Consider the following 20,387-nt stretch of genomic DNA (forward strand, 5'->3'; position numbering starts at 1 on the left):
CAGCGTCGCCTCCCACGCCCGGGTGTCCGCCGTTGTTACCGTGGCCGCATGGCGCCCGTGAAGATCGTCATTGTCGGTAGTGGATTCGCCGGGGTGGAGTGCGCGCGGTACCTGGAGCGCAAGTCACGGCGCGGCGAAGTGGAGGTGACGCTGGTCGCGCCCGACGACGGATCGCTGTACCTGCCGCTGCTGCCGCAGGTGGCCTCCGGGGTGCTGACCGCGCGGGCGGTGACGGTGTCGCTGCGACGGGTGCTGCGGCGCACCGGGATCGCGCCGGGCATGGTGGTGGGCGTCGACCCGGCGGCGCGCCGGTGTGTGGTGCGGCGCATGTCGGGGCTCGAGTACGCCATCGACTACGACCACCTCGTGCTGACGCCGGGCAGTATCACCCGCATCATGGACGTGCCGGGGCTGAAGGAGTACGGCTTCGGGATCAAGACGCTGGCGGAGGCCCTGTATCTGCGCGACCACGTGCTGCGGCAACTCGATCTGGCGGCCACCATCGACGACGAGGCCGAACGCCGCGAGCGGTTGACCTTCGTCGCCATCGGCGCGGGGTACGCGGGCACCGAGACCACCGCTGTCCTGAATCGGCTCACCAAAGCGGCGGCGCGCCAGTACTTTCCGCGCCTCGATCCGGCGATGGTGCGCTGGCATCTGATCACGCACGGCGAACGCATCATGCCGGAACTGGGCGAACGGCTCGCTGAGAACGCGAAAAAGCTACTGGCGCAACGCGAGATCGAATTCGTCCCGGGAGCCTCGGCCGCCGAGGTCACCGAGCGCTCGGTCACCCTCACCACCGGGCGCGTCATCCCGACCCGCACCGTGCTGTGGTCCGCCGGGGTCGCGCCGAGCCCGCTGGCCGAGCACCTCGGAGCCACCACCGTCAAAGGCCGGGTGGTCACCGAGGCCGACCTCACCGTCAAGGGTCTGACATGCGAATGGGCCTGCGGTGACGCCGCCGCCGTCCCGGACCTCACCAAGGGCGGTGACGCCCTCTGCGCGCCCACCGCCCAGCACGCCAGCCGCCAAGGCCGTCACCTGGGCCGCAACCTGCTCGCCACCCTGCGCGGGCGCGAACGCACCCCGTACCAGCACCGCGATATGGGCATGGTCGTCGACCTCGGCGGCTGGGACGCACTCGCCCGCCCGCTCGGCATCGGCCTGCGCGGCTTCCCCGCGCAGGTGGTCGCGCGGTCCTATCACGTGCTGGCCCTGCGCACCTTCGTGGCGCGCCTGCGCACCGCGTTCGACTGGACACTGCACGCACTGGCCGGGGACGACTTCCTGCGCATGGGCTACACGGACCGAATCGCGCACACCATAGGGGATTTCGAGCAGACCGGGCACTACCTCTCCGCGGCGGAGGTCGCGGCGGCGCTGTCCCGCACCAGCGAATCCGACTGAGCGGGCGTACCGGGCGCCCTGCGGCATTCGCCCTCGAACGCAATCCTGCGCCAGCTATCCTGCGTCCGACGGATCGCGCACCAAGATCACATGAATTCTGTTGGCGCACAGGAAATCAATAGGTTCGCGCGTTCTGTGAAACTCGGGCGTGTCGGCGCTTGTCCTGTCAAGATTGGTCACCATGGTTGTGGCAGGGGGCTGTGCCGACGCGTGTTCGGCCAATGGTGACGGGATCGCGGCGGACTCGGTGATCGCCGCGGTGGATACCGAGCGGTACCCGCTCGATGCGCCCGAGGGTGAGCGCTGGGTGGACGCGGTGCGACGGGCACGCGCGGAACTGGCCGCGGACGGCTGCTGTGTCCTGCGCGGATTCCTGCGCGACAGCGCCCTGGAGACGCTGCGCGCCGAGGGTGTGGCGCTCGCGCCCAGGGCCTACTACACCGTCGAACGCGTCAACGCCTACAACATCTCCCTCGACACCGCACTGCCCGAAGACCACCCCGGGCGCGTTGTGCTCGAGCGCGGAAACGCCTTCGTGGCAAGGGATCTCATTCCCGCCGAGACGCTGATCCAACGGCTCTACACGAGCACGGTGTTCCAGCGGTTCGTCGCCGACTGCTTCGGCCTGGCCGAACTGCACGAGTTCACCGATCCGCTGGCGGGCCTGTGCCTCAATGTCGTCGCGCCCGGAATGTCGCATCCCTGGCATTTCGATACCAACGAGTTCACCGTCAGCATGCTCACCCAACTCCCCGACGCGGGTGGGGTCTTCGAATACTGCCCGGCCATTCGGTCGAAACAGGCGGAGAACTTCGACGATGTGCGGGCCGTGCTGGAGGGGCGAGGCGAGGGGCTGATCCGCCGCCTCGACCTGCGCCCCGGCGATCTGCAGCTGTTCCAGGGCCGGTTCTCGCTGCACCGCGTGTCACCCGTGCATGGCGAAACCCAGCGGCACACCGCCATATTCGCCTACAGCGAGACCACCGGCGTCATCGGTACGGCGGAGAGAAGTCGGCAATTGTTCGGGCGCGTCCTGCCCGAACACCTCGACCGCGCCCAGGCCGTGCGCGGCGACAGATTGCTGGATTGAGAGGAGCGCACGTGCCGGTTTCGTTGCACAGCACCGGAAAAGCCTCGTTCGACGACATCTACCATCGGCCCGATCCGCGCGAGTACTACGCGCGCATGGCCGAATTGGATTACTGCATACCGGAACTGGCGAAACCGTATTTCGCGAAATTCATCGACGACTACCGCGCCGCGACCGGCATCGCCGCGCCCACCGTGCTCGACCTCGGCTGCTCCTACGGGGTGAACGCCGCCCTGCTGCGCCTCGACCGCACCATGCCCGAGCTGACCAGGCACTACCTCGGCGACACCGAAAACCATTGTGAGACCGGTACTCCGACCGACGCGGAGCGCGCCGAGGCCGCCGCGGAACTCATCGCCCGCGACCGGGCCCTGCTCGCCGCCGACCAGCTACCCACGGTCCGCTTCGTCGGAATGGACGCCTCCCGCCCCGCCCTCGACTACGCCCAGCGCGCCGGGCTGCTGCACGATATCGTGCACGCCGACCTGGAAGCGGCCGATCCCACCGAGGACCAGCGCCGCACCCTGGCCACCGCGGATCTGGTCATCTCCACCGGCTGCGTCGGCTACATCACCGACCGCACGCTGCTGCGGGTCGCCCGCGCCCACGGCGGAAAACTGCCCTGGATGGCGCATTTCGTGCTGCGCATGTTCTCCTTCGACCCGATCGCGGTGCGGCTCGGTGAACTCGGCTACCGCACCGAACACGTACCCGGGACGTTCCGGCAACGCCGGTTCGCCTCCGACGACGAACGGCTCTCCGTCCTGAACACCCTGGAGACCCAGGGTGTCGACACCGCCGGGCACGAATCCGACGGATGGCTCTACGCCCAGCTCTACCTGTCCCGCCCGCGCCTTTCCACCGACGCCGAGGCGCGCCTATCCACCGACCACGAGGACACCCCTTGAGCGAACGGACCTTCGCGCACGACGACGAGCTGCCCCGGGTACCGCTGCCCACCCTGGAGGACAGCTGTACGCGATTCCTGCACTGGTGCGCGCCCCTGCTCAGCAGCGACGACTACGCCGCCACCGCGGCCGCCGCGGAACTCATGCTGCGCCCCGACAGTCCGGCCCGCACCCTGCACGCGGATCTGCGCCGGTTCGACAGCGAGCCGGGTGTGGGCAGCTGGCTGGACGAATTCTGGCCGTCGCGCTACCTGGGTCGACGCGACCGCATCGCGTTGAACGCCAACTTCTTCTTCCTGTTCCGCGACGACACCGTGCTCGCCGACTCCACCGGCGCGGAACAGGCCGAGCGCAGTGCCGCGCTGATCACGGCCGCCGTGAACTACAAACTGCTGCTCGACGAGGAACAGATCCCGCCCGCCCAGCAGCGCGGCCAGTGGCTGAACATGGCGCAGAACAAGTTCCTGTTCTCCGAGACCCGTATTCCGGGCGATCCGCAGGACACCGTGCGCGTGCCCTACAGCGCCGAGTGGCCCGGCCCGTCGCGGGCGCGGCACATCGTGGTCTGCTACCGCGGCAATATGTTCCGCATGGACGTCATCGGCTCCGCCGGTGCGCCCTACACGCCCGGCGATATCGCCGACGGGCTGCGCTCGGTCATGAAGGCGGGCGCGCGGCGCACCCCCATCAACGCCTCCGCCGGGCACCTCACCACCATGGCCCGTGCCGAGTGGGCCGCCACTCGGACCGCGCTGCGCGAGATTCCCGCCAATGTCGCCGCGCTGGAGACCATCGAAACCGCGCTGTTCCTCATCTGTCTGGAGGATTTCGCGCCCCGCAACACCCTGCACGCATGTGATCAACTGCTGCACGGCGACAGCGGCAACCGGTGGTTCGACAAGGCGGTGTCGTTCATCGTCTTCGCCGACGGCCAGGCCGGAATCAATGTGGAGCACTGCGGATTGGACGGCACCACCATCCTGTCCTTCGTCGACACGCTGCTGGAAACCCCAGTCGGCGACCATGCCGCGCGCTCGGGCGCGCAACCGCAGGGAATGCCCGCCATCGAGCCGATCGTCTTCGCCCTCGACGCCGACCGCAAACGCGAAGTCGCCGTCGCCGCCGCCTCTTTCGCGCAGTACGCCGCCGACACCGCGACCTCCACGGTGTCCTTCGACACCTTCGGCACCACCCGCGCCAAACAGCTCGGCATCTCCCCGGACGCCTTCGCGCAGCTCAGCTATCAGCTCGCCCATCAGCGCAGCAAGGGGCTGATCGGGGCCACCTACGAATCCATCGCCACCCGACATTTCCGCAACGGCCGCACCGAGGCCATGCGCGTGGTGACTCCGGAGATCCTGGAATTCGTTGCCGCCATGGAGAATCCGGACGCCGACGCGGCCACGCGCCTGCGTGCGGTGCGCGCCGCCGCCGACGCGCACGTGGCCCGGGCCAAGGAATGCCAGCGCGGGGAGGCCCCCGAACAGCACCTGTGGGAACTGCAACTCATCCAGCGTCGCCGCGGCGCGGAACTCGGGGCGACCGACCCGATGCCGTTCTACGACAGCCCCGGCTGGCGCATCACCCGCGACGACTACCTGAGCACCAGTTCCGCGCCGTCGGTGAACATCCAGTACTTCGGCTTCGGCTCCACCAGCCCGAAATGCATCGGCGTCGCCTACGTCATGCTCCCCGACCGCTGGAACCTCTACCTCGCCACCCCGAAAACCGTTGCCGAGCAAATGCATACCTTCGCGGGCAACCTCCGGTCGGCCGTAACCGAACTCTCGAACCTCCTCGCGTCGCAGGAATGAGCGGTGTTGCCCGGTGGCGCGCCACCGGGCAACACCGAGGTCCGTGACAACTGATTTCGCAAGGTTCGGGGTAACTCATCGGGTACGCCCAAGATCGTTTTGGCACCTGACCGTCGGCACGCGTATACGACGGTCAACGGCTCTCTGCCGGGCGCTGAAGGCGCGGAGAGGCGGGCCAGCGTAGCTGGGGGCGCGCGGTCTGCGACAATGTTTCCTCGTGAAATCTTTCGAAGCCCTGTTCGCCGAGCTGCAGGATCGTGCCGTCAACCGTCCCGAAGGGTCGGGCACCGTCGCCGCCTTGGACGCTGGCGTGCATGCGCAGGGCAAGAAGGTGCTGGAGGAGGCCGGTGAAGTCTGGCTGGCCGCCGAGCACGAGAGCGATGAAAGCCTCGCCGAGGAGATTTCTCAGCTCCTGTACTGGGTGCAGGTGCTGATGGTGGGCCGCGGACTGCGGCTCGAGGACGTCTACCGACATCTGTGACGCGCCGAATCGCCGTACACGCCGTACGGCCGAACCCGACCCGTCCGCCGTCCTCACGTCCCCCCACCACCCGTCCGGAAAGGACACCCTATGCTTCGCGTCGCCGTCCCCAATAAGGGAGCGCTCTCCGAATCCGCCGTCGCCATCCTCGCCGAGGCGGGCTACCGCAAGCGCACCGATTCCCGGGAACTGAGCGTCCTCGACCCGGGCAACCAGGTCGAGTTCTACTTCCTGCGGCCCAAGGACATCGCCATCTACGTCGGCTCCGGCGAGCTCGACCTCGGCATCACCGGCCGCGATCTGGCCCTGGATTCCGGTGCGCCCGTCCAGGAACGCCTCGCGCTCGGCTTCGGCCGCTCCACCTTCCGCTATGCCGCCCCCGCCGGGCGCGAATGGAAGGTCGAGGATCTCTACGACAAGCGCATCGCCACCTCCTACCCGAATCTGGTGCTCGCCGATCTCCAGGCCCGCGGTATCGAGGCCGAGGTGATTCGCCTCGACGGCGCGGTGGAGATCTCCATCCAGCTCGGCGTGGCCGATGCCATCGCCGATGTGGTCGGCTCCGGGCGCACGCTGCGCCAGCACAACCTCGTCGCGTTCGGCGACAGCCTCTGCGATTCCGAGGGCGTGCTCATCGAGGCCAAGGGCGCGGACCAGCGTGACAAGGCCCGCAACCAACTCGTCGCCCGCGTGCAGGGCGTGGTCTTCGCCCAGCAGTACCTGATGCTGGACTACGACTGCCCGAAGGCGCTGCTCGACGAGGCCGTGCGCATCACGCCCGGCCTGGAGTCGCCCACGGTCTCCCCGCTCACCGATCCCGACTGGGTCGCGGTGCGCGCGCTGGTGCCGCGCAAGAACGGCAACGACCTGATGGACCGGCTCGCCGACCTCGGGGCCAAGGCGATTCTGGCCACCGATATCCGGTCCTGCCGCGCCTTCTGAACAACGTCCGAGTAACAGTTGCGCCCGCCGTGGATATCCACGGCGGGCGCAACTGTTAGCCTTCCCCTGCGTCATCTGCTCACCCGGGTCCACTCGAACGACATCGGAGGCCAGATGTTCATTCCGCGGAAATCCTGTCTCGCAATCGGATTCGGCATCGCCGCGCTGTGCTCGGTCGCGGTGCGCGCACCGATCGCCGCCGCCGAGGAGGTGCCCTGTCCGGCCGAGGACCTCGGTCAGACCGTCATCTGGGACTACACCAGCTACGCCATCTGCGATAACGGCCGGTGGACGGTGCGGGCCTGCGCACCCGGCCTGCGGGCACAGGAGGACAGCTTAGGCAATGCCTTCTGCGGCTGAGCCTGCTGCGGTCGAGTCGGCGGCCGCGGCGGTATCGTCCGCGGCGACCGAGTCGAGGGCCGCGGCCGCCGGTTCGCGCGGGTACGGCGGTGTGGTGCCGCCGAATTCGGGGCACAGCGCCTTGTAGTCGCAGTACTGGCACAGCCAGCTGCGGGTGGGCGGGAAGTCCCCGGTCCGGGTGGCCGCCTCGATCGCGGTCCACAGCGCGGAGACAATGCGTTCGAAGCGGCGTAGCTCCTCGCCGTCGGGTTCGTAGGTGAGCACCTCGGCATCGGCGAGGTAGATCAACTTCAGCTGCGCCGGGACCACGCCGCGGGTGTGCAGCAGCATGAGGGCGTAGAACTTCAGCTGGAACAGCGCCCGCGCCTCGTACGCGGGCGCAGGCGAGCGGCCGGTCTTGTAGTCGACGATGTGCAGCGTGTCGTCCGGAGCCCGGTCGATGCGGTCGACGATGCCGCGCACCGGGGAACCGTCGGGCAGCTCACCCTCGACGAAGAACTCCACCGACTCCGGATCGACGGCGGTCGGGTCCTCCAGGGTGAAGTACACGCCCACGAGTGCGCGTACTTCCTCCAGGAAGCGCGGCAGACTGCCGTCGGCCACGAGCGCGGCGACCTCGGGCCGTTCCTCGAGCAGTCGGGCCCACGCGGGCTCGATGAGCGTGGCCGCCCGCTGGGGTAGCCGCTCGGTAGCGGGCAGCCCGAACAGGGCCTCGAGGACCGCGTGCACGAGGGTGCCCCGCACGGCCGTTCGCGACGGTGGCTCCGGTATCCGGTCGATTGCCCGCAATCGGTATTTGAGGGGGCACTGTTTGAAATCGACTGCCCGCGAAGGGGACAGCGCGAGCCGCCTCCCAACGAAGGGTTCGACGGGCGCGGGTATACCGCCCGCCGAATCCGGGGCCGTGGACGCGGGCACTGACATACCTGGCAGGCTAAACCCAGGCACCGACAGGTGCGCACGACGATCCACGCGGCGAATTCGCGGCGAACCAGACGGGAGATTCATGACGGCCAGACGGACCGGCCCCTTCACCAGCGGCGACCGGGTGCAGCTGACCGATGCCAAGGGCCGCCAGCACACGGTGATCCTGGAGGAGGGCAAGGAGTTCCACACCCACAAGGGCCAGATCGCCCACGACGACCTCATCGGGGCCGACGAGGGCAGCGTGGTGAACTCCGCCAACGGCACCCCGTATCTGGCGCTGCGGCCGCTGCTCACCGACTACGTGCTGTCCATGCCGCGCGGCGCCGCCGTGATCTACCCCAAGGACGCCGCCCAGATCGTGCACGAGGGCGATATCTTCCCGGGCGCGCGGGTGCTGGAAGCGGGCGCGGGTTCGGGCGCGCTCACCTGCTCGCTGCTGCGCGCGGTCGGGCCCGAGGGCAAGGTCGTCTCCTACGAGATCCGCGACGACCACGCCGAGCACGCCGTCAAGAATGTCGAGAAATTCTTCGGCGAACGCCCCGCCAATTGGGAACTCACCGTCGCCGACCTCGCCGAATACTCCGGCGAACAGGTCGACCGCGTCATTCTCGACATGCTCAAGCCCTGGGACGTCCTCGAGACGGTGTCGAAGGCCCTCATCCCCGGCGGCGTGCTCATGGTCTACGTGGCCACCGTCACCCAGCTCTCCGAAGTGGTGGAAGGCCTACGCCGCCAAGGCTGCTGGACCGAGCCGCGCGCCTGGGAATCGCTCATCCGCCCCTGGCACGTGGTCGGCCTCGCCGTCCGCCCGGAGCATCGCATGCAGGGCCACACCGCGTTCCTGGTGAGCGCCCGCCGCCTCGCCGACGGCGTGACCGCGCCGAAGCCGCAGCGCCGCCCCTCCAAGGGCTGACCTCTTCCGACGCCCCCGGGTATCCACCGTTCGAGCCGTGCGGTGGATACCGGTCGGGCCGACCCGCACGGCCGCTGGCCTGCGATGTGCTGAAAACGGTTTGCCAGTCCCGGGATTCGAGCGTAAGTGTGGCTGGATGCGTATCGGAATCGTGGGTTTGCTGCGTGGGCTGTACATGGCCGAGTGGGCACGGCGTATCGGTATCGACGTGGTCGCGGTCTGTGATCGTGATTCCGCCCGGCTGGCCGCCGCGCACACGGACTTTCCGGCCGCGCGGGTGACGCAGGACTGGACCGAACTCCTCGACGCCGATCTCGACGGCGTGCTGCTCGCCAACGACTTCGACGCGCACGCGCCCCTGGCCATCGCCTTCCTCGACCGCGGCGTGCACGTGCTCTCCGAGACCGCCGCCTGCGTCACCGAGGAGGAGGGCCGTCGGCTCATCGACGCCGCCGAGCGGTCCACGGCCACCTACTCTTTCGCGGAGAACTACGTGGCGCACCCGCATGTGCGGCTGCTGCGCCACGCCGTCGACGCGGGCGAGGTCGGGCCCCTGGAGCTCGTCGAGGCCGACTACCTGCACAGCCTCTCGCCCGAGGAGACCGCCGAGTTGATCGGCGATCCGGCGCACTGGCGCGGCCGCATCGCGCCCACGGCGTACTGCACCCACAGCGTCTCGCCGGTGCTGGCGCTCACCGGCGCGTGGCCGGTGGAGGTGTCGGCCTTCCCGGTCGGCGCGAACGAATCACGGCCCGCCGCAATGGTTATGACCATCCGACTCTCCGACGGCACCCTCGCCCTCACCCGACACGGTTTCCTCGCCGGTGAGGTCGACAGCCATTGGAGCTGGGTATCGGTGCGCGGTGCGCACGGCCTGGCCGAATCCGTCCGCGCCACCGGCGAACACGCCTGGTCGATCCGGGTACGCCAGGAGGGCTGGGCACAACCGGACGGACAGACCCGCGTGACGCGCCGCAGTCCGGGGCCCTACCTGGTCGATGGCGAACCCATCGACCGCATGGCCGAGGGCACCGTCGCCATTCTCGAGGCGTTCCGCGCCACGGTCGAGCGCGGCGCGCCGCCGCTGGTGCCGGTGCGCGCCGCGGTGGCCGCCTCGCTGGTCGGCGTCGCGGGCGCGGATTCACTGGCCAAGGGTTCGCAACCGGTGTCGGTGCCCGATGTGTCGGCGAAGTCCGAATAGCGGATCCCCGGCAGACAGCCCGCCCACCTCCCGTGCGGGAAGTGGGCGGGAACTGTTCGTAGCGTAGGGGTTTCGCGTCGCCGCGGCTTACGGCTGGCAGGCCGCGCGCGCCATACCGAGAATCGAGCACGCGGCGGCATCGGAGATCTTCCAGGTGCCGTCGACGTACTGCCAGCTCATGGGCAGATTGGGCATGGTGCCGTGCGGGCTGGTGACCGCCACCTTGGCATCGGCCTTGTCGCCGGTGGCCTGCACATCGCTGACCGCGAAGGTGACCTGGTAGTTGGCCAGGCCCTTGTTCATCTGCTCGATGAGCGCCACTCGCTTGTCGCCGTCGACCACCAGCGTCGCCTTCTCGCTGGCGGGCTTGGTCGGATCGGCGAAGGCGTTGAGCGTGGCCTGCAACTGCTCGGCGGTCGGGGCCGGGGCGGCGGCCGCCGCGGTGGTCGTAGTCGCCGAAACACTGCTCGACGACGTCGTGGCGGTGGAATCCTTGTCTTCCGAGCCGCAGCCCGCGAGGGTCGCGGTTACGGCGAGGGCCGCCCCGACGATAGCCACGGAAACACGAAGCGTCCTTGTGGCGTTGCCCTGGTAACGGGTACGACTGCTGGGAAGGAGCATCGATTGCACCCTTTCGGCTCGGTCGGCGAGGTAACTCGCCGGAAACAGGTTAGGGCAGGCTAACATGGCAGCCCGGCCGGTTGACCGCAGCCTAGATGTGATCACGACGAAACCATGTCGGAAAGCGAGAACGGGTCTTGCCCGGTAGCGTTGATAGACCGGGACTGGGAGGAGCAGCATCATGAGCCCCATCGAACATTCGGATTCGGCAGCCTGGAGGGAACTCGAGGTAGTACGCGCCGAGGCGGCTGCACTCCGGAGGCAACTCGCCGACACGCCGGATCGCACACGCGAATTGGAATCGCGGGTGGATTCGCTGACTATTCGCAACACCAAATTGATGGACACCTTGAAAGAGGCGCGGCAGCAACTCGTCGCTCTCCGTGAGGAAGTGGATCGTCTCGGCCAACCGCCGAGCGGCTACGGCGTTCTGATCGGTGTGTACGAGGATCAGACGGTCGACGTGTTCACTTCGGGGCGCAAGATGCGACTGACGTGCTCGCCGAATATCGATACCTCCGAACTCACCTACGGCCAGACCGTGCGACTCAACGAGGCGCTGACGGTCGTGGAGGCCGGGGTCTTCGAATCCATCGGTGAAATCGGCACGCTGCGTGAGATTCTCGACGACGGCCGCCGCGCGTTGGTGGTCGGCCACGCCGACGAGGAGCGGGTGGTCTGGCTGGCCGGGCCGCTGGCCAAACTGGTCGACGTCGACGATCTCGAGGATCCGGATCAGCCCATTCGCAAACTGCGCCCGGGTGATTCGCTGCTGGTGGACACCAAGGCGGGCTTCGCCTTCGAGCGCATCCCCAAGGCCGAGGTCGAGGATCTCGTGCTCGAGGAAGTGCCGGATGTCGACTACGAGGACATCGGCGGCCTCTCGCGCCAGATCGAGCAGATTCGCGATGCGGTGGAATTGCCCTTCCTGCACAAGGATCTGTTCCGCGAATACGCGCTGCGTCCCCCGAAGGGTGTGCTGCTCTACGGCCCGCCCGGTTGCGGTAAGACGCTCATCGCCAAGGCCGTCGCCAACTCCCTGGCGAAGAAGATCGCCGAGGCGCGTGGCGAGGATGCCAAGGAAGCCAAGTCGTTCTTCCTGAACATCAAGGGCCCCGAGCTGCTCAACAAGTTCGTGGGCGAGACCGAGCGCCACATTCGGATCATCTTCCAGCGGGCTCGCGAGAAGGCGTCCGAGGGCACCCCGGTGATCGTGTTCTTCGACGAGATGGATTCCATCTTCCGCACCCGCGGTTCGGGCGTGTCCTCCGATGTGGAGACCACGGTCGTGCCGCAGCTGCTCTCGGAGATCGACGGTGTCGAGGGCTTGGAGAACGTGATCGTCATCGGCGCCTCCAACCGCGAGGACATGATCGACCCGGCCATCCTGCGGCCCGGACGCCTCGATGTGAAGATCAAGATCGAGCGCCCGGACGCCGAGGCGGCGGCCGACATCTTCTCGAAGTACCTGACCGATACGCTGCCGCTGCACGCCGACGATCTGGCCGAATTCCCGGGCGACCGCGGCAAGGTCGTGCAGTCCATGATCGAACACGTCGTGGAGCGCATGTACGCCGAGAGCGAGGACAACCGCTTCCTGGAGGTCACCTACGCCAATGGTGACAAGGAGGTCCTGTACTTCAAGGACTTCAACTCCGGCGCCATGATCCAGAACATCGTGGACCGCTCCAAGAAGTACGCCATCAAGTCGGTGCTGGAAACCGGCAATCCGGGTCTGCGCCTGCAGCATCTCTACGATTCGATCGTGGACGAGTTCTCCGAGAACGAGGACCTGCCCAACACCACGAATCCCGATGACTGGGCACGGATCTCGGGTAAGAAGGGTGAGCGGATCGTCTACATCCGCACGCTCGTGACCGGCAAGAACGCCTCGGCCAGCCGGGCGATCGACACCGAGTCGAATACGGGTCAGTACCTGTAATCGCACAGCGAAAGGGCCGCGCTTCCATTGGGAGCGCGGCCCTTTCGGCGTTGTTGTCAGGCCGGTTGCGCGGCGCGTTGCAGGCGTGCGCCCAACAGAGTGAGCCCGAGGGCGAGCACCAGCAGCACGGCCAGGGTCCACGCCAGCACCGAAAAGCCGTGCGGCGCGGCCGAAGACGCCACGATCGGGCCGACGGTGGCGCCGACGTAGAAGCTGAACATGGCCACCGAGGAGGCCGCGGCGCGGGCATCGCCGCCGAGTTCACCGGCGGTCTGCAGCACGGCGGGGGAGATGACGCCGAGCCCGCCGACCAGGGCGGCGAGCAGGACGGTCAGCACGCCGATGTGCGAACCCTCGAAGGTGGCGGCCACCATGGCGACCGCGGCCACCAGCACGCCGAGGACCATCTGACCGGGCTTGCTGAGCCGGGCGAGCGGGATGGCCAGCAGCGGCAGCGCGAGCATCACCGGCAGCGCGCCCGCGCGCAGCGTGAGCAGTTCGCCGGACCCGTGCACCAGGCCGGTGATCTCGATGCCGGTGTAGATGCCGACCATGACGGACATGGCCAGCGCACCGGCGATGAGCATCGGCAGCAGCGGCCGGATGCGCAGCACCGCCGGAATGGCGGCGTAGCTGTGCCGCAACGGTTGGTCCGCGCCGGTAGGAGCGTCGTCGCGCATGACCGCGCGCAGTGCGAAGGCCAGTGCCGCGAAGGCGACGGCGGAGCCGAGGAACATGGTGCGCCACGGGAACGCGGCCACCACCGCCTGCGAGGCGATCTGGGCGAGGACCGTGGCGGCCAGGAACGAGGTGGCCACCGACATGGTCACCACCGCGCGGTGGCGAGGATCGATGCGGGTGCCGATGTAGGCCATGATCGCGGGGGGAATCGACCCGATGACCAGGCCCTGTACGATGCGCAGGCCGACGGCCATCGGCGCGCTGAGGGCGAGTCCGGTCAACAGTGTGACCACCGCCGCGGCGAGCATGCCGGTCATGAGGACGCGGCGGTGGCCGAAGCGGTCCGAGAGCGGGCCGAAGGCCACGAAGCCGCCCGCGTAGCCGAAGGCGAAGGCGCTGATGATCCAGGTGGTCACGCCGGTGCCGACGTGCCAATCGGCCTGCATGGCCGTGAACAGGGGAATCGGTATGTACATCTGCCCGGTCGCCAACAGCGCCGAGAGGACGAAGACCGGCAGGGTGCGTGCGGTGTGCGCGCGCTGCGACGCGTTCGCCACGGGCGTCGCGGCCGGTGAGTGGAGTGTCGGCGTGGTCATGTCGACGACAGTACGAGCGGCCGAGCGGCACTGTCAACCAAATAGTTGGTTTAAAATTCTGGTAAAGTCGCCGCCATGACCGCTCCGATCAAACGCAGCGACGCGACCCGGCGGGCGCTGCTGTGCGCCGCCCGTGACGAATTCGCCCAGTACGGTCTGGCCGGGGCGCGGGTCGACCGGATCGCGGAGGCGGCCGGGGTGAACAAGGAGCGCATCTACGGCCTGTTCGGCAGCAAGGACAAGCTGTTCGACATCATCCTCATCGACACCATGAGCGAGTTCTTCGAGGTGGTGCAGCCGCTCGCCGATACCGAACCCGGCGAGTACGTGGGCAAGCTGTTCGACTACCACCACGACAATCCGCAGTTGTTGCGACTGCTGCTGTGGGAGGGCCTGCACCGCGGCGCGGACGCGCACGATATCGACGGCTGGCGCGCGGAACACTATGTGCGCAAATTCGATCGGGCCCAGGAGCAGTTCGACGTCGACGAGCGCCGGGCGGGCTTGGTATTGCTCGCGCTGTGTGGCCTGGCCAATTGGACGCACGCGGTACCGCAGACGACGCGGCTGCTGTTGGGCGCGGCGGCCGAGGACGCCGACACGACCAAACGGTTCATGCAGGAATTCGCGCGGGCGGCGATGCGGCGGGAGACGGACGGCGCAGGAGTGGTCAATGAGTTGACCGGCTCGTCCGAGGTGGCGGATGAATCGCCCGTGGACGCCGTGGACCGGGCGGCTCGACGGCTGCGGGAGGCGCAGGCTGCCGCCGATGCCGCGCGGGAAGAGTTGGGGGCGGCCTTGCGAGCGGCCCATGCGGACGGTGCGGGGGCCAACCAGCTCGCTCGGCAGGTCGCGGGTACATTGTCGCGGCCGGTTGTGCTTAGACTGCTGGGGGAATAGGGGAGTTGGCCGGAACGGTCGAAATTCGCATGCGGAGGTCGCTTCGACGACACGAAGGCACGGTGTGTGACCGCTCCGGCCAAACCCTCCACGCGATAAGGGACAATACGGACGTGAGCGGCGCGATGAAGAAGTCCAGAGACCGAGTCGGGGCCTCGGCCCCCGGGACCCCGACGGGTGCCCCGGCGCCCGTCGGCAGGTGAGTTCGATGTCTGATCAGAACATGCCCGGACGGGGAGCGCCCGGCACCGGCGGGCACCGCTTCGACGCGGTGGAGCGCCTACGCCGGAAACTGGAAGGCTCGCCCGACACCGGTGACCGCTCCTCCAAGCTCATCCGCCTGCCCCGCCGCCCGCGCCGCACCACCGAAGAAGTCAACGACCGCCGTCCCCACCAAGCCTGGCTCGCCGAAGGCATCAACGAGCCCCCGCCCACGCGCCCCGTCCTACGCTCGGAACTGGTCTGCGAGACCGGCTGGCTCGTCACCCCCGGCCCCGCCACGCCGAAGGACGCCGCGGAGGGCACTGGAAACGACGCCGATGTCATCGATTTCGGCGCATCTCGCCGTAAACGAGCCGGTGACGACGCCCCGGTTGGCAGACGGCGCATGGCCAGACCCCGCAGAATCCGTCCCGCCACAGACAGCGACCAGGACCCGACCTCGCACGGCGACGCCGACCGACCACGCCCCGAAGGCCCCGCCTGACGCGTCCTGCGCACGCGGGCTCCGATCGGACGCGGCCCGCGTGCCACGTGCCCTACCGAGTTCCGTCTCGTCAGCGACGCTGACCAGCTCATCTCGCTAGCATGCGACGCATGGCCATCAAACTCGAGAACGTCGGCATCGCCGTCCGCGACCTCGAAGCAGCGATCTCCTTTTTCACAGACCTCGGTCTCACGGTCCTCGGCCGCGACACGGTGAGCGGTGAGTGGACCGACACCGCCGTCGGCCTCGATGGCAACCACGCCAAGATCGCGATGCTGCAAACGCCGGACGGTCACGGTCGCCTCGAGCTCTTCGAGTACATCCATCCCGAAGCGATCGAATCGAATCCCACTCGCCCCAACGAGATCGGCATGCACCGCGTCGCCTTCTCCGTCGACGACATCGACGAAGCCCTCGAGATAGCCGCGAAACACGGATGCCATCCGCTGCGCGGCGTGGCCACCTATCAGGACATCTACAAGCTCACCTACGTCCGCGGTCCCAGCGGCATCATCGTGATGCTCGCCGAGGAGCTGAAGAAGAACTGACGTCCGAGCGGCGCGCGGCACCGTCTACGGGTGCGCGGGTGGGGTGCTGTCGAGTTCGGCGAGGATTTCGCGCAAGAGGTCGCGGCGGGCGGGGGAGAGAGTCGCGAAGAGGTCCTGGGCCGCCTTGCGGCGGGCCTCCGCCATGCGGGTGAGGGCGGCGCGGCCGGAGTCGGTGAGGGTTACCAGGGTGGCGCGGCGATTGGTCGGGTCGGTGGTGCGGGCGATCAGGCCAGCCGACTCCAGGGCGTCGACGACCGTGGTGGCCGAGCGCGGGACGATGCCGAGACGCTCGGCGATAGCGGACATACGCAGGGGTTCGTCGGCGTGGCCGAGAATGCGCAGGGCGCGGCCCTGACCGGGGGTGAGACCCAGCGGGGCCAGTTCGGTGAGCTGGGCGCGGCGGATGCGTTTGGCCGTGCGCAGGAACAGCTCGGGCAGGTCGGGGTCGGAGGCCTCCGTCATATTTTTGAGCGTAGCTCATTGTTTCGTGGAACAATTGTGAGCCAAGCTCAGTTATAGGGGACGTTCCTGAGGGGAGGGAGGCGTGCCTATGGCTGCCCGATCCGAACTTCGCCGGATCCTCCGGCTGTTTCGTCCATATCGTTCCCGGCTCGCGGTGGTCGCCGCACTGGTCGGTCTGTCCTCGGTGGTGGGATTGGCGTCGCCGTTCATGGTGCGCGCCGTCATCGACGACGCGTTACCGTACGGCCGTACCGGTCTATTGACGCTGCTCGCGCTCGGCATGATCGCCGTGGCCGCGTTGACCTCGGTCTTCGGCGTCTGGCAGACCTACCTGTCCACCACGGTGGGCCAGCGGGTCATGCACGATCTGCGCACCGCGGTGTACGCGCGCCTACAGTCCATGCCGCTGTCGTTCTTCACCGCCACCCGCACCGGCGAGGTGCAGTCGCGCATCGCCAATGACATCGGCGGGATGCAGTCCACCGTCACCTCGACGGCGACCTCGCTGATCGCGAACTTCACCTCGGTGCTGGTCGCGGTGATCGCCATGTTCGCCCTCGACTGGCGACTCACGCTGGTCTCCCTGGCCATGTTGCCGTTCTTCGTGTGGATCTCCCGCCGGGTCGGCTCCGAACGGCGTCGCATCACCGGCGAGCGGCAGCAGCAGTTGGCCGCGATGTCGGCCATCGTCGAGGAGTCGCTGTCGGTGAGCGGAATTCTGTTGGGGCGCACCATGGGTCGCTCACCCGCGCTGGTCGAGAACTTCGCGCGGGAGTCGCGCGGCCTCGTCGACCTCGAGATCCGATCCGGGATGGCCGGGCGCTGGCGGCAGTCGACCATCACCATCGTCATGGCGGCCATGCCCGCCGTCGTCTACTGGGCGGCCGGATTGTCGTCCGCCGCGGGGACTCCGCTGGTGTCCATCGGCACCCTGGTCGCGTTCACGACCTTGCAGGCCGGGCTGCTGCGGCCCGCCGTCATGCTGCTGTCCACCGGTGTGGAGGTGCAGAGTTCCCTGGCGCTGTTCGCGCGCATCTTCGAATACCTGGATCTGCGACCGGATATCGCCGAGCCCGCGAAACCGGTCGCGTTGCCCGCCAAGGGAATTAACGGCGCGGTGCGATTCGAGCATGTGGGATTCGCCTACGACGCGGACCGAAAGGTGCTGCGCGATATCGACATCGACGTTCCAGCGGGAACCAGTCTCGCGATCGTCGGTGAAACAGGTTCCGGCAAAACGACTCTCGGCTACCTCGTGGCCCGACTCTACGACGCCACCTCGGGGCGCGTGACCATCGACGGCATCGATGTGCGGGACCTGAGTTTCGCCGATCTGTCGGCGACCGTCGGTGTCGTCTCGCAGGAGACGTACCTGTTCCACGCCTCGGTGGCGGACAATCTGCGCTTCGCGAAACCCGAGGCGACCGACGCGGAGCTGCACTCGGCGGCGCGGGCCGCGCAGATCCACGACCACATCGCCGCCCTGCCCGACGGCTACGACACCCTCGTCGGCGAGCGCGGCTACCGGTTCTCCGGCGGTGAGAAACAGCGCCTCGCGGTGGCCCGCGCCATCCTGCGCAATCCGCCCATCCTGGTGCTCGACGAGGCGACCAGCGCCCTGGACACCCGCACCGAACGCGAGGTCCAGGACGCCATCGACACCCTCTCCGCCGGGCGCACCACCCTCACCATCGCGCACCGGCTCTCCACGATTCGCGCCGCGGATCAGATCGTGGTGCTCGATCGCGGCCGCGTGGTGGAACGCGGCTCCCATCCGGAGCTGTTGGCGCGCAACGGTTTCTACGCGGATCTACTCGCGCGCGACGAGGTGCTGGCGGTGAGTTGAATCAGCTCACACCCGGAATGTAGCCCGGCCAGACGAAGTGGCTCGGCCCGCCGCCGGGCAGGTTCCAGCCGGTGATGGACGGGAAGTTGAACGGCAGCCTGCTCAGCTTGTGCGGGTTGCCGTCCTTGTCGGCCTGGTAGCACTCCATGGTCACGCCGTGGAACGCGGTGCACACGACCCGCGTGCTGTTGCCGTAGGGCGAGGTGAGGCGGTTCTGCGACACCAACGGATTCCAGTAGTTCGGATCGGTCGGGGTCAGCATGTCCCTGGCCTCGTAGACCGAGACCGGGCTGTTGGGATTCTGCACCGGCCATTCGTCGGCGGCGGCGACGCCGGTGCCCAGCGCGAGGGCGGCTCCGGTGACGGCGGCGGTGGCGGCGATGCGGGTGACGCTTCGGGCGATCGTATTCATTCGCTCCCCATCTATCGGTGATCGGTCCGCGCGGGTCCGATCGACTTGATGTACGGCATCGATCTACCCATCGAACCGCGATCATGCACGCGTTACCGGCGCATCGCCGCTCGGGCGAGTTGCGTCTCGACCATGTGCTGGGCATTTGCCGTAACGGGAGCGATGGCATCGGTGATGTAGCTCACGTAAGGGTGGCCGCTGGTCACGGCGTCCGCCGGAGCTCGGATCACAGCGCGTGGGCCGGTTGCGGGTCGGGGCGAAACGCCCCACGCCGGAGGTAGTCATGAACGCGATGCTGAAGCGCATGGCGGTGAGCGCGTCCGCCACCGCACTGCTCGGGGCCGGTGTGCTGCTGGGCGCACCCGCCGCCCAGGCCCAACCGGGCAATTGGTGTTCGGTGAATCCGGTCGCCGCCACGGCGGCCTACTCCCAGTGCGGCGACGGCATTCGCCATCAGGTCCGCATCACCTGCTGGGCGTGGTGGAACTGGTGGACCAGCTACGAGCGCTGGGGCAATCCGGCCGTAGGCGCGCAGCAGTCCTGGAGCAGCTGCGATCTGCCGTTCTCGCTGCAAACGTGGCAGGTGGTCACCTACTGACCGGAAAGCGGTACACCGCAGCCGATTTCACCAGCCGTGACGCCGGGAGCCGAACCGGCGTGTCCGAGTACCGGACGCGCCGGTAATCGGGGGCGGCGCACCCGAATTCGCTGCTAACGTCGCCGCTATGAAGGTTCAACTGCGACACAATCCGTCGTCGACCATCGCGCGGTGCTTCCTCGCCGGGGGTGAGCCCATGCGTGTGGAGAGCGGCGCCATGGTGGCGCACTCGGCGGGAGTCACGTTGCAGGCCAAGGCCGAAGGCGGCATCCTCGCGGGGCTCAAGCGGTCGGTCCTGGCGGGCGAATCGTTCTTCGTCTCCACATTCACCGCGCCGCAGCAGGGCGGCTGGGTGGACGTCGCGCCCGCCCTGCCCGGCGACATGCTGGCGCTCACCATCACCCAGGACCGGCCGTTCTTCATCAGCCGCGGCGGGTGGATCGCGAATTCGCACGGCGTCGAGATCGAGGCCAAATGGGGCGGATTCGCGAATCTCTTCGGCGGCGAGGGCGGCTTCGGCCTGCGCGCGCACGGCAACGGCGAGGTGGTGCTCGGCGTCTTCGGAGCCATCGACGTCATCGACCTGGCCCCGGGCGAGCCCGTCACGATCGACACCGGACATGTGGTCGCCTACGACCTCGCCATGAACTTCACCATCCGGCGCGCGGTCTCGGGTCGATCGCTGCAATCGCTCAAATCGGGTGAGGGCTTCGTCTTCGACTTCGTCGGCCCCGGTCGGGTGCTGCTGCAAACGCGAAATCCGGGCGCGTTCTCGGCCTGGATCGGTTCGGCGTCGTCCTCGGGGTAATGTGAGGCGCGTCACAACCGAAACCAACCTCGCCGAGAATGTGAATCAGCCATGCTTCAGATGTCTGACACTACGAAGATGAGGAGACAACCGTGTCCGGATCCGCCTCGGATTTTCTGGCCGATGTACTGATCAAGGCCGTTCAGGGACTGTTCACCGGTAGCGCCGGAAAATAGTCGCGGGCTGCACGACTACAGCCCATCGGGTCGCGCGGGCTCGAT

At 68.0% G+C, this 20,387-nt stretch carries 21 protein-coding genes; 16 read left to right on the forward strand and 5 right to left on the reverse strand.

Annotated features, from left to right (window positions below):
- Positions 1-48 precede the first annotated feature (48 nt).
- The 7 genes from ACIBH2_RS00925 to ACIBH2_RS00955 all read left to right on the forward strand — a co-directional run bounded on the left by ACIBH2_RS00925 (position 49) and on the right by ACIBH2_RS00955 (position 7,005).
- Complete coding sequence (locus ACIBH2_RS00925; protein WP_397112015.1) at positions 49-1,410, forward strand: NAD(P)/FAD-dependent oxidoreductase; 1,362 nt, start codon at positions 49-51, stop codon at positions 1,408-1,410.
- 181 nt (positions 1,411-1,591) lie between these two features.
- Positions 1,592-2,500, forward strand: coding sequence for an arpA protein (locus ACIBH2_RS00930; RefSeq protein WP_397112017.1), 909 nt, complete (start codon positions 1,592-1,594; stop codon positions 2,498-2,500).
- Between the two features lie 11 nt (positions 2,501-2,511).
- A complete protein-coding gene (locus ACIBH2_RS00935) occupies positions 2,512-3,408 on the forward strand; it encodes a class I SAM-dependent methyltransferase (protein ID WP_397112019.1) in 897 nt (298 codons plus the stop codon).
- A complete protein-coding gene (locus ACIBH2_RS00940) occupies positions 3,405-5,222 on the forward strand; it encodes a choline/carnitine O-acyltransferase (RefSeq protein ID WP_397112021.1) in 1,818 nt (605 codons plus the stop codon). Before ACIBH2_RS00935 ends, ACIBH2_RS00940 begins: the two co-directional genes overlap by 4 nt.
- Before the next feature lie 199 nt (positions 5,223-5,421).
- On the forward strand, positions 5,422-5,703 hold the full coding sequence (locus tag ACIBH2_RS00945; RefSeq protein ID WP_397116739.1) for a phosphoribosyl-ATP diphosphatase: 282 nt from the start codon (positions 5,422-5,424) through the stop codon (positions 5,701-5,703).
- Between the two features lie 90 nt (positions 5,704-5,793).
- Positions 5,794-6,645, forward strand: a complete 852-nt coding sequence (gene hisG, locus ACIBH2_RS00950) for an ATP phosphoribosyltransferase (protein WP_397112023.1) — start codon at positions 5,794-5,796, stop codon at positions 6,643-6,645.
- Between the two features lie 114 nt (positions 6,646-6,759).
- A complete protein-coding gene (locus tag ACIBH2_RS00955; protein WP_397112025.1) occupies positions 6,760-7,005 on the forward strand; it encodes a hypothetical protein in 246 nt (81 codons plus the stop codon).
- Here ACIBH2_RS00955 and ACIBH2_RS00960 read toward each other — a convergent pair.
- A complete protein-coding gene (locus ACIBH2_RS00960) occupies positions 6,982-7,929 on the reverse strand; it encodes a RecB family exonuclease (RefSeq protein ID WP_397112027.1) in 948 nt (315 codons plus the stop codon). The genes ACIBH2_RS00955 and ACIBH2_RS00960 overlap by 24 nt on opposite strands.
- Positions 7,930-8,011: 82 nt before the next feature.
- Between ACIBH2_RS00960 and ACIBH2_RS00965 the strand changes: the two genes are divergently transcribed.
- Complete coding sequence (locus tag ACIBH2_RS00965; RefSeq protein WP_397112029.1) at positions 8,012-8,845, forward strand: tRNA (adenine-N1)-methyltransferase; 834 nt, start codon at positions 8,012-8,014, stop codon at positions 8,843-8,845.
- 136 nt (positions 8,846-8,981) lie between these two features.
- Positions 8,982-10,046, forward strand: coding sequence for a Gfo/Idh/MocA family protein (locus ACIBH2_RS00970; RefSeq protein ID WP_397112031.1), 1,065 nt, complete (start codon positions 8,982-8,984; stop codon positions 10,044-10,046).
- A gap of 87 nt (positions 10,047-10,133) precedes the next feature.
- Here ACIBH2_RS00970 and ACIBH2_RS00975 read toward each other — a convergent pair whose 3' ends face one another.
- The gene (locus ACIBH2_RS00975) at positions 10,134-10,604 is read right to left on the reverse strand and encodes a hypothetical protein (protein WP_397112033.1); all 471 of its coding nucleotides are present in this window, start codon (positions 10,602-10,604) and stop codon (positions 10,134-10,136) included.
- A gap of 244 nt (positions 10,605-10,848) precedes the next feature.
- Between ACIBH2_RS00975 and arc the strand changes: the two genes are divergently transcribed.
- On the forward strand, positions 10,849-12,609 hold the full coding sequence (gene arc / locus ACIBH2_RS00980) for a proteasome ATPase (protein WP_397112035.1): 1,761 nt from the start codon (positions 10,849-10,851) through the stop codon (positions 12,607-12,609).
- A gap of 56 nt (positions 12,610-12,665) precedes the next feature.
- Here the strand turns inward: arc and ACIBH2_RS00985 are convergent, their stop codons facing one another.
- Positions 12,666-13,886: an MFS transporter gene (locus tag ACIBH2_RS00985; protein ID WP_397112037.1), complete on the reverse strand. Its 1,221-nt coding sequence runs from the start codon at positions 13,884-13,886 to the stop codon at positions 12,666-12,668.
- Positions 13,887-13,961: 75 nt separating this feature from the next.
- On the opposite strand from ACIBH2_RS00985, the gene ACIBH2_RS00990 reads away from it, so the two are divergent.
- From ACIBH2_RS00990 to ACIBH2_RS01000, 3 genes are all read left to right on the forward strand, one after another.
- Entirely contained in the window at positions 13,962-14,786 is an 825-nt protein-coding gene (locus ACIBH2_RS00990; RefSeq protein WP_397112039.1) for a TetR/AcrR family transcriptional regulator, read from the forward strand.
- 208 nt (positions 14,787-14,994) lie between these two features.
- Positions 14,995-15,492, forward strand: a complete 498-nt coding sequence (locus ACIBH2_RS00995; RefSeq protein WP_397112041.1) for a hypothetical protein — start codon at positions 14,995-14,997, stop codon at positions 15,490-15,492.
- Between the two features lie 110 nt (positions 15,493-15,602).
- Positions 15,603-16,040, forward strand: a complete 438-nt coding sequence (locus ACIBH2_RS01000) for a VOC family protein (RefSeq protein WP_397112043.1) — start codon at positions 15,603-15,605, stop codon at positions 16,038-16,040.
- 24 nt (positions 16,041-16,064) lie between these two features.
- Here the strand turns inward: ACIBH2_RS01000 and ACIBH2_RS01005 are convergent, their stop codons facing one another.
- A complete protein-coding gene (locus ACIBH2_RS01005; RefSeq protein ID WP_397112045.1) occupies positions 16,065-16,502 on the reverse strand; it encodes a MarR family winged helix-turn-helix transcriptional regulator in 438 nt (145 codons plus the stop codon).
- A gap of 88 nt (positions 16,503-16,590) precedes the next feature.
- Here ACIBH2_RS01005 and ACIBH2_RS01010 point away from each other — a divergent pair, with 88 nt between their 5' ends.
- Positions 16,591-18,348, forward strand: coding sequence for an ABC transporter ATP-binding protein (locus ACIBH2_RS01010; protein ID WP_397112048.1), 1,758 nt, complete (start codon positions 16,591-16,593; stop codon positions 18,346-18,348).
- A gap of 1 nt (position 18,349) precedes the next feature.
- Here ACIBH2_RS01010 and ACIBH2_RS01015 read toward each other — a convergent pair whose 3' ends face one another.
- Positions 18,350-18,760 (reverse strand): hypothetical protein, encoded by a 411-nt coding sequence (locus ACIBH2_RS01015; RefSeq protein ID WP_397112050.1) that lies wholly within the window; start codon positions 18,758-18,760, stop codon positions 18,350-18,352.
- 283 nt (positions 18,761-19,043) lie between these two features.
- Here ACIBH2_RS01015 and ACIBH2_RS01020 point away from each other — a divergent pair, with 283 nt between their 5' ends.
- Both ACIBH2_RS01020 and ACIBH2_RS01025 read left to right on the forward strand, forming a co-directional pair.
- Positions 19,044-19,358: a DUF3168 domain-containing protein gene (locus tag ACIBH2_RS01020; protein WP_397112052.1), complete on the forward strand. Its 315-nt coding sequence runs from the start codon at positions 19,044-19,046 to the stop codon at positions 19,356-19,358.
- A 127-nt stretch (positions 19,359-19,485) separates the two neighbouring features.
- Entirely contained in the window at positions 19,486-20,166 is a 681-nt protein-coding gene (locus ACIBH2_RS01025; RefSeq protein WP_397112054.1) for a TIGR00266 family protein, read from the forward strand.
- The last annotated feature ends 221 nt before the right edge of the window (positions 20,167-20,387 follow it).

Origin of the sequence: Nocardia sp. NPDC050406 (genome assembly GCF_044459025.1) — a bacterium.
Taxonomy (GTDB): domain Bacteria; phylum Actinomycetota; class Actinomycetes; order Mycobacteriales; family Mycobacteriaceae; genus Nocardia.

Bases quoted from the DNA above. Each gene is read 5' to 3' on its own strand.
- ACIBH2_RS00925 (WP_397112015.1), top strand. From the start codon at position 49: ATGGCGCCCGTGAAGATCGTCATTGTCGGTAGTGGATTCGCCGGGGTG.
- ACIBH2_RS00930 (WP_397112017.1), top strand. From the start codon at position 1,592: ATGGTTGTGGCAGGGGGCTGTGCCGACGCGTGTTCGGCCAATGGTGAC.
- hisG (WP_397112023.1), top strand. From the start codon at position 5,794: ATGCTTCGCGTCGCCGTCCCCAATAAGGGAGCGCTCTCCGAATCCGCC.
- ACIBH2_RS00955 (WP_397112025.1), top strand. From the start codon at position 6,760: ATGTTCATTCCGCGGAAATCCTGTCTCGCAATCGGATTCGGCATCGCC.
- ACIBH2_RS00960 (WP_397112027.1), bottom strand. From the start codon at position 7,929: ATGTCAGTGCCCGCGTCCACGGCCCCGGATTCGGCGGGCGGTATACCC.
- ACIBH2_RS00965 (WP_397112029.1), top strand. From the start codon at position 8,012: ATGACGGCCAGACGGACCGGCCCCTTCACCAGCGGCGACCGGGTGCAG.
- ACIBH2_RS00970 (WP_397112031.1), top strand. From the start codon at position 8,982: ATGCGTATCGGAATCGTGGGTTTGCTGCGTGGGCTGTACATGGCCGAG.
- arc (WP_397112035.1), top strand. From the start codon at position 10,849: ATGAGCCCCATCGAACATTCGGATTCGGCAGCCTGGAGGGAACTCGAG.
- ACIBH2_RS00985 (WP_397112037.1), bottom strand. From the start codon at position 13,886: ATGACCACGCCGACACTCCACTCACCGGCCGCGACGCCCGTGGCGAAC.
- ACIBH2_RS00990 (WP_397112039.1), top strand. From the start codon at position 13,962: ATGACCGCTCCGATCAAACGCAGCGACGCGACCCGGCGGGCGCTGCTG.
- ACIBH2_RS00995 (WP_397112041.1), top strand. From the start codon at position 14,995: ATGTCTGATCAGAACATGCCCGGACGGGGAGCGCCCGGCACCGGCGGG.
- ACIBH2_RS01000 (WP_397112043.1), top strand. From the start codon at position 15,603: ATGGCCATCAAACTCGAGAACGTCGGCATCGCCGTCCGCGACCTCGAA.
- ACIBH2_RS01005 (WP_397112045.1), bottom strand. From the start codon at position 16,502: ATGACGGAGGCCTCCGACCCCGACCTGCCCGAGCTGTTCCTGCGCACG.
- ACIBH2_RS01010 (WP_397112048.1), top strand. From the start codon at position 16,591: ATGGCTGCCCGATCCGAACTTCGCCGGATCCTCCGGCTGTTTCGTCCA.
- ACIBH2_RS01015 (WP_397112050.1), bottom strand. From the start codon at position 18,760: ATGAATACGATCGCCCGAAGCGTCACCCGCATCGCCGCCACCGCCGCC.
- ACIBH2_RS01020 (WP_397112052.1), top strand. From the start codon at position 19,044: ATGAACGCGATGCTGAAGCGCATGGCGGTGAGCGCGTCCGCCACCGCA.
- ACIBH2_RS01025 (WP_397112054.1), top strand. From the start codon at position 19,486: ATGAAGGTTCAACTGCGACACAATCCGTCGTCGACCATCGCGCGGTGC.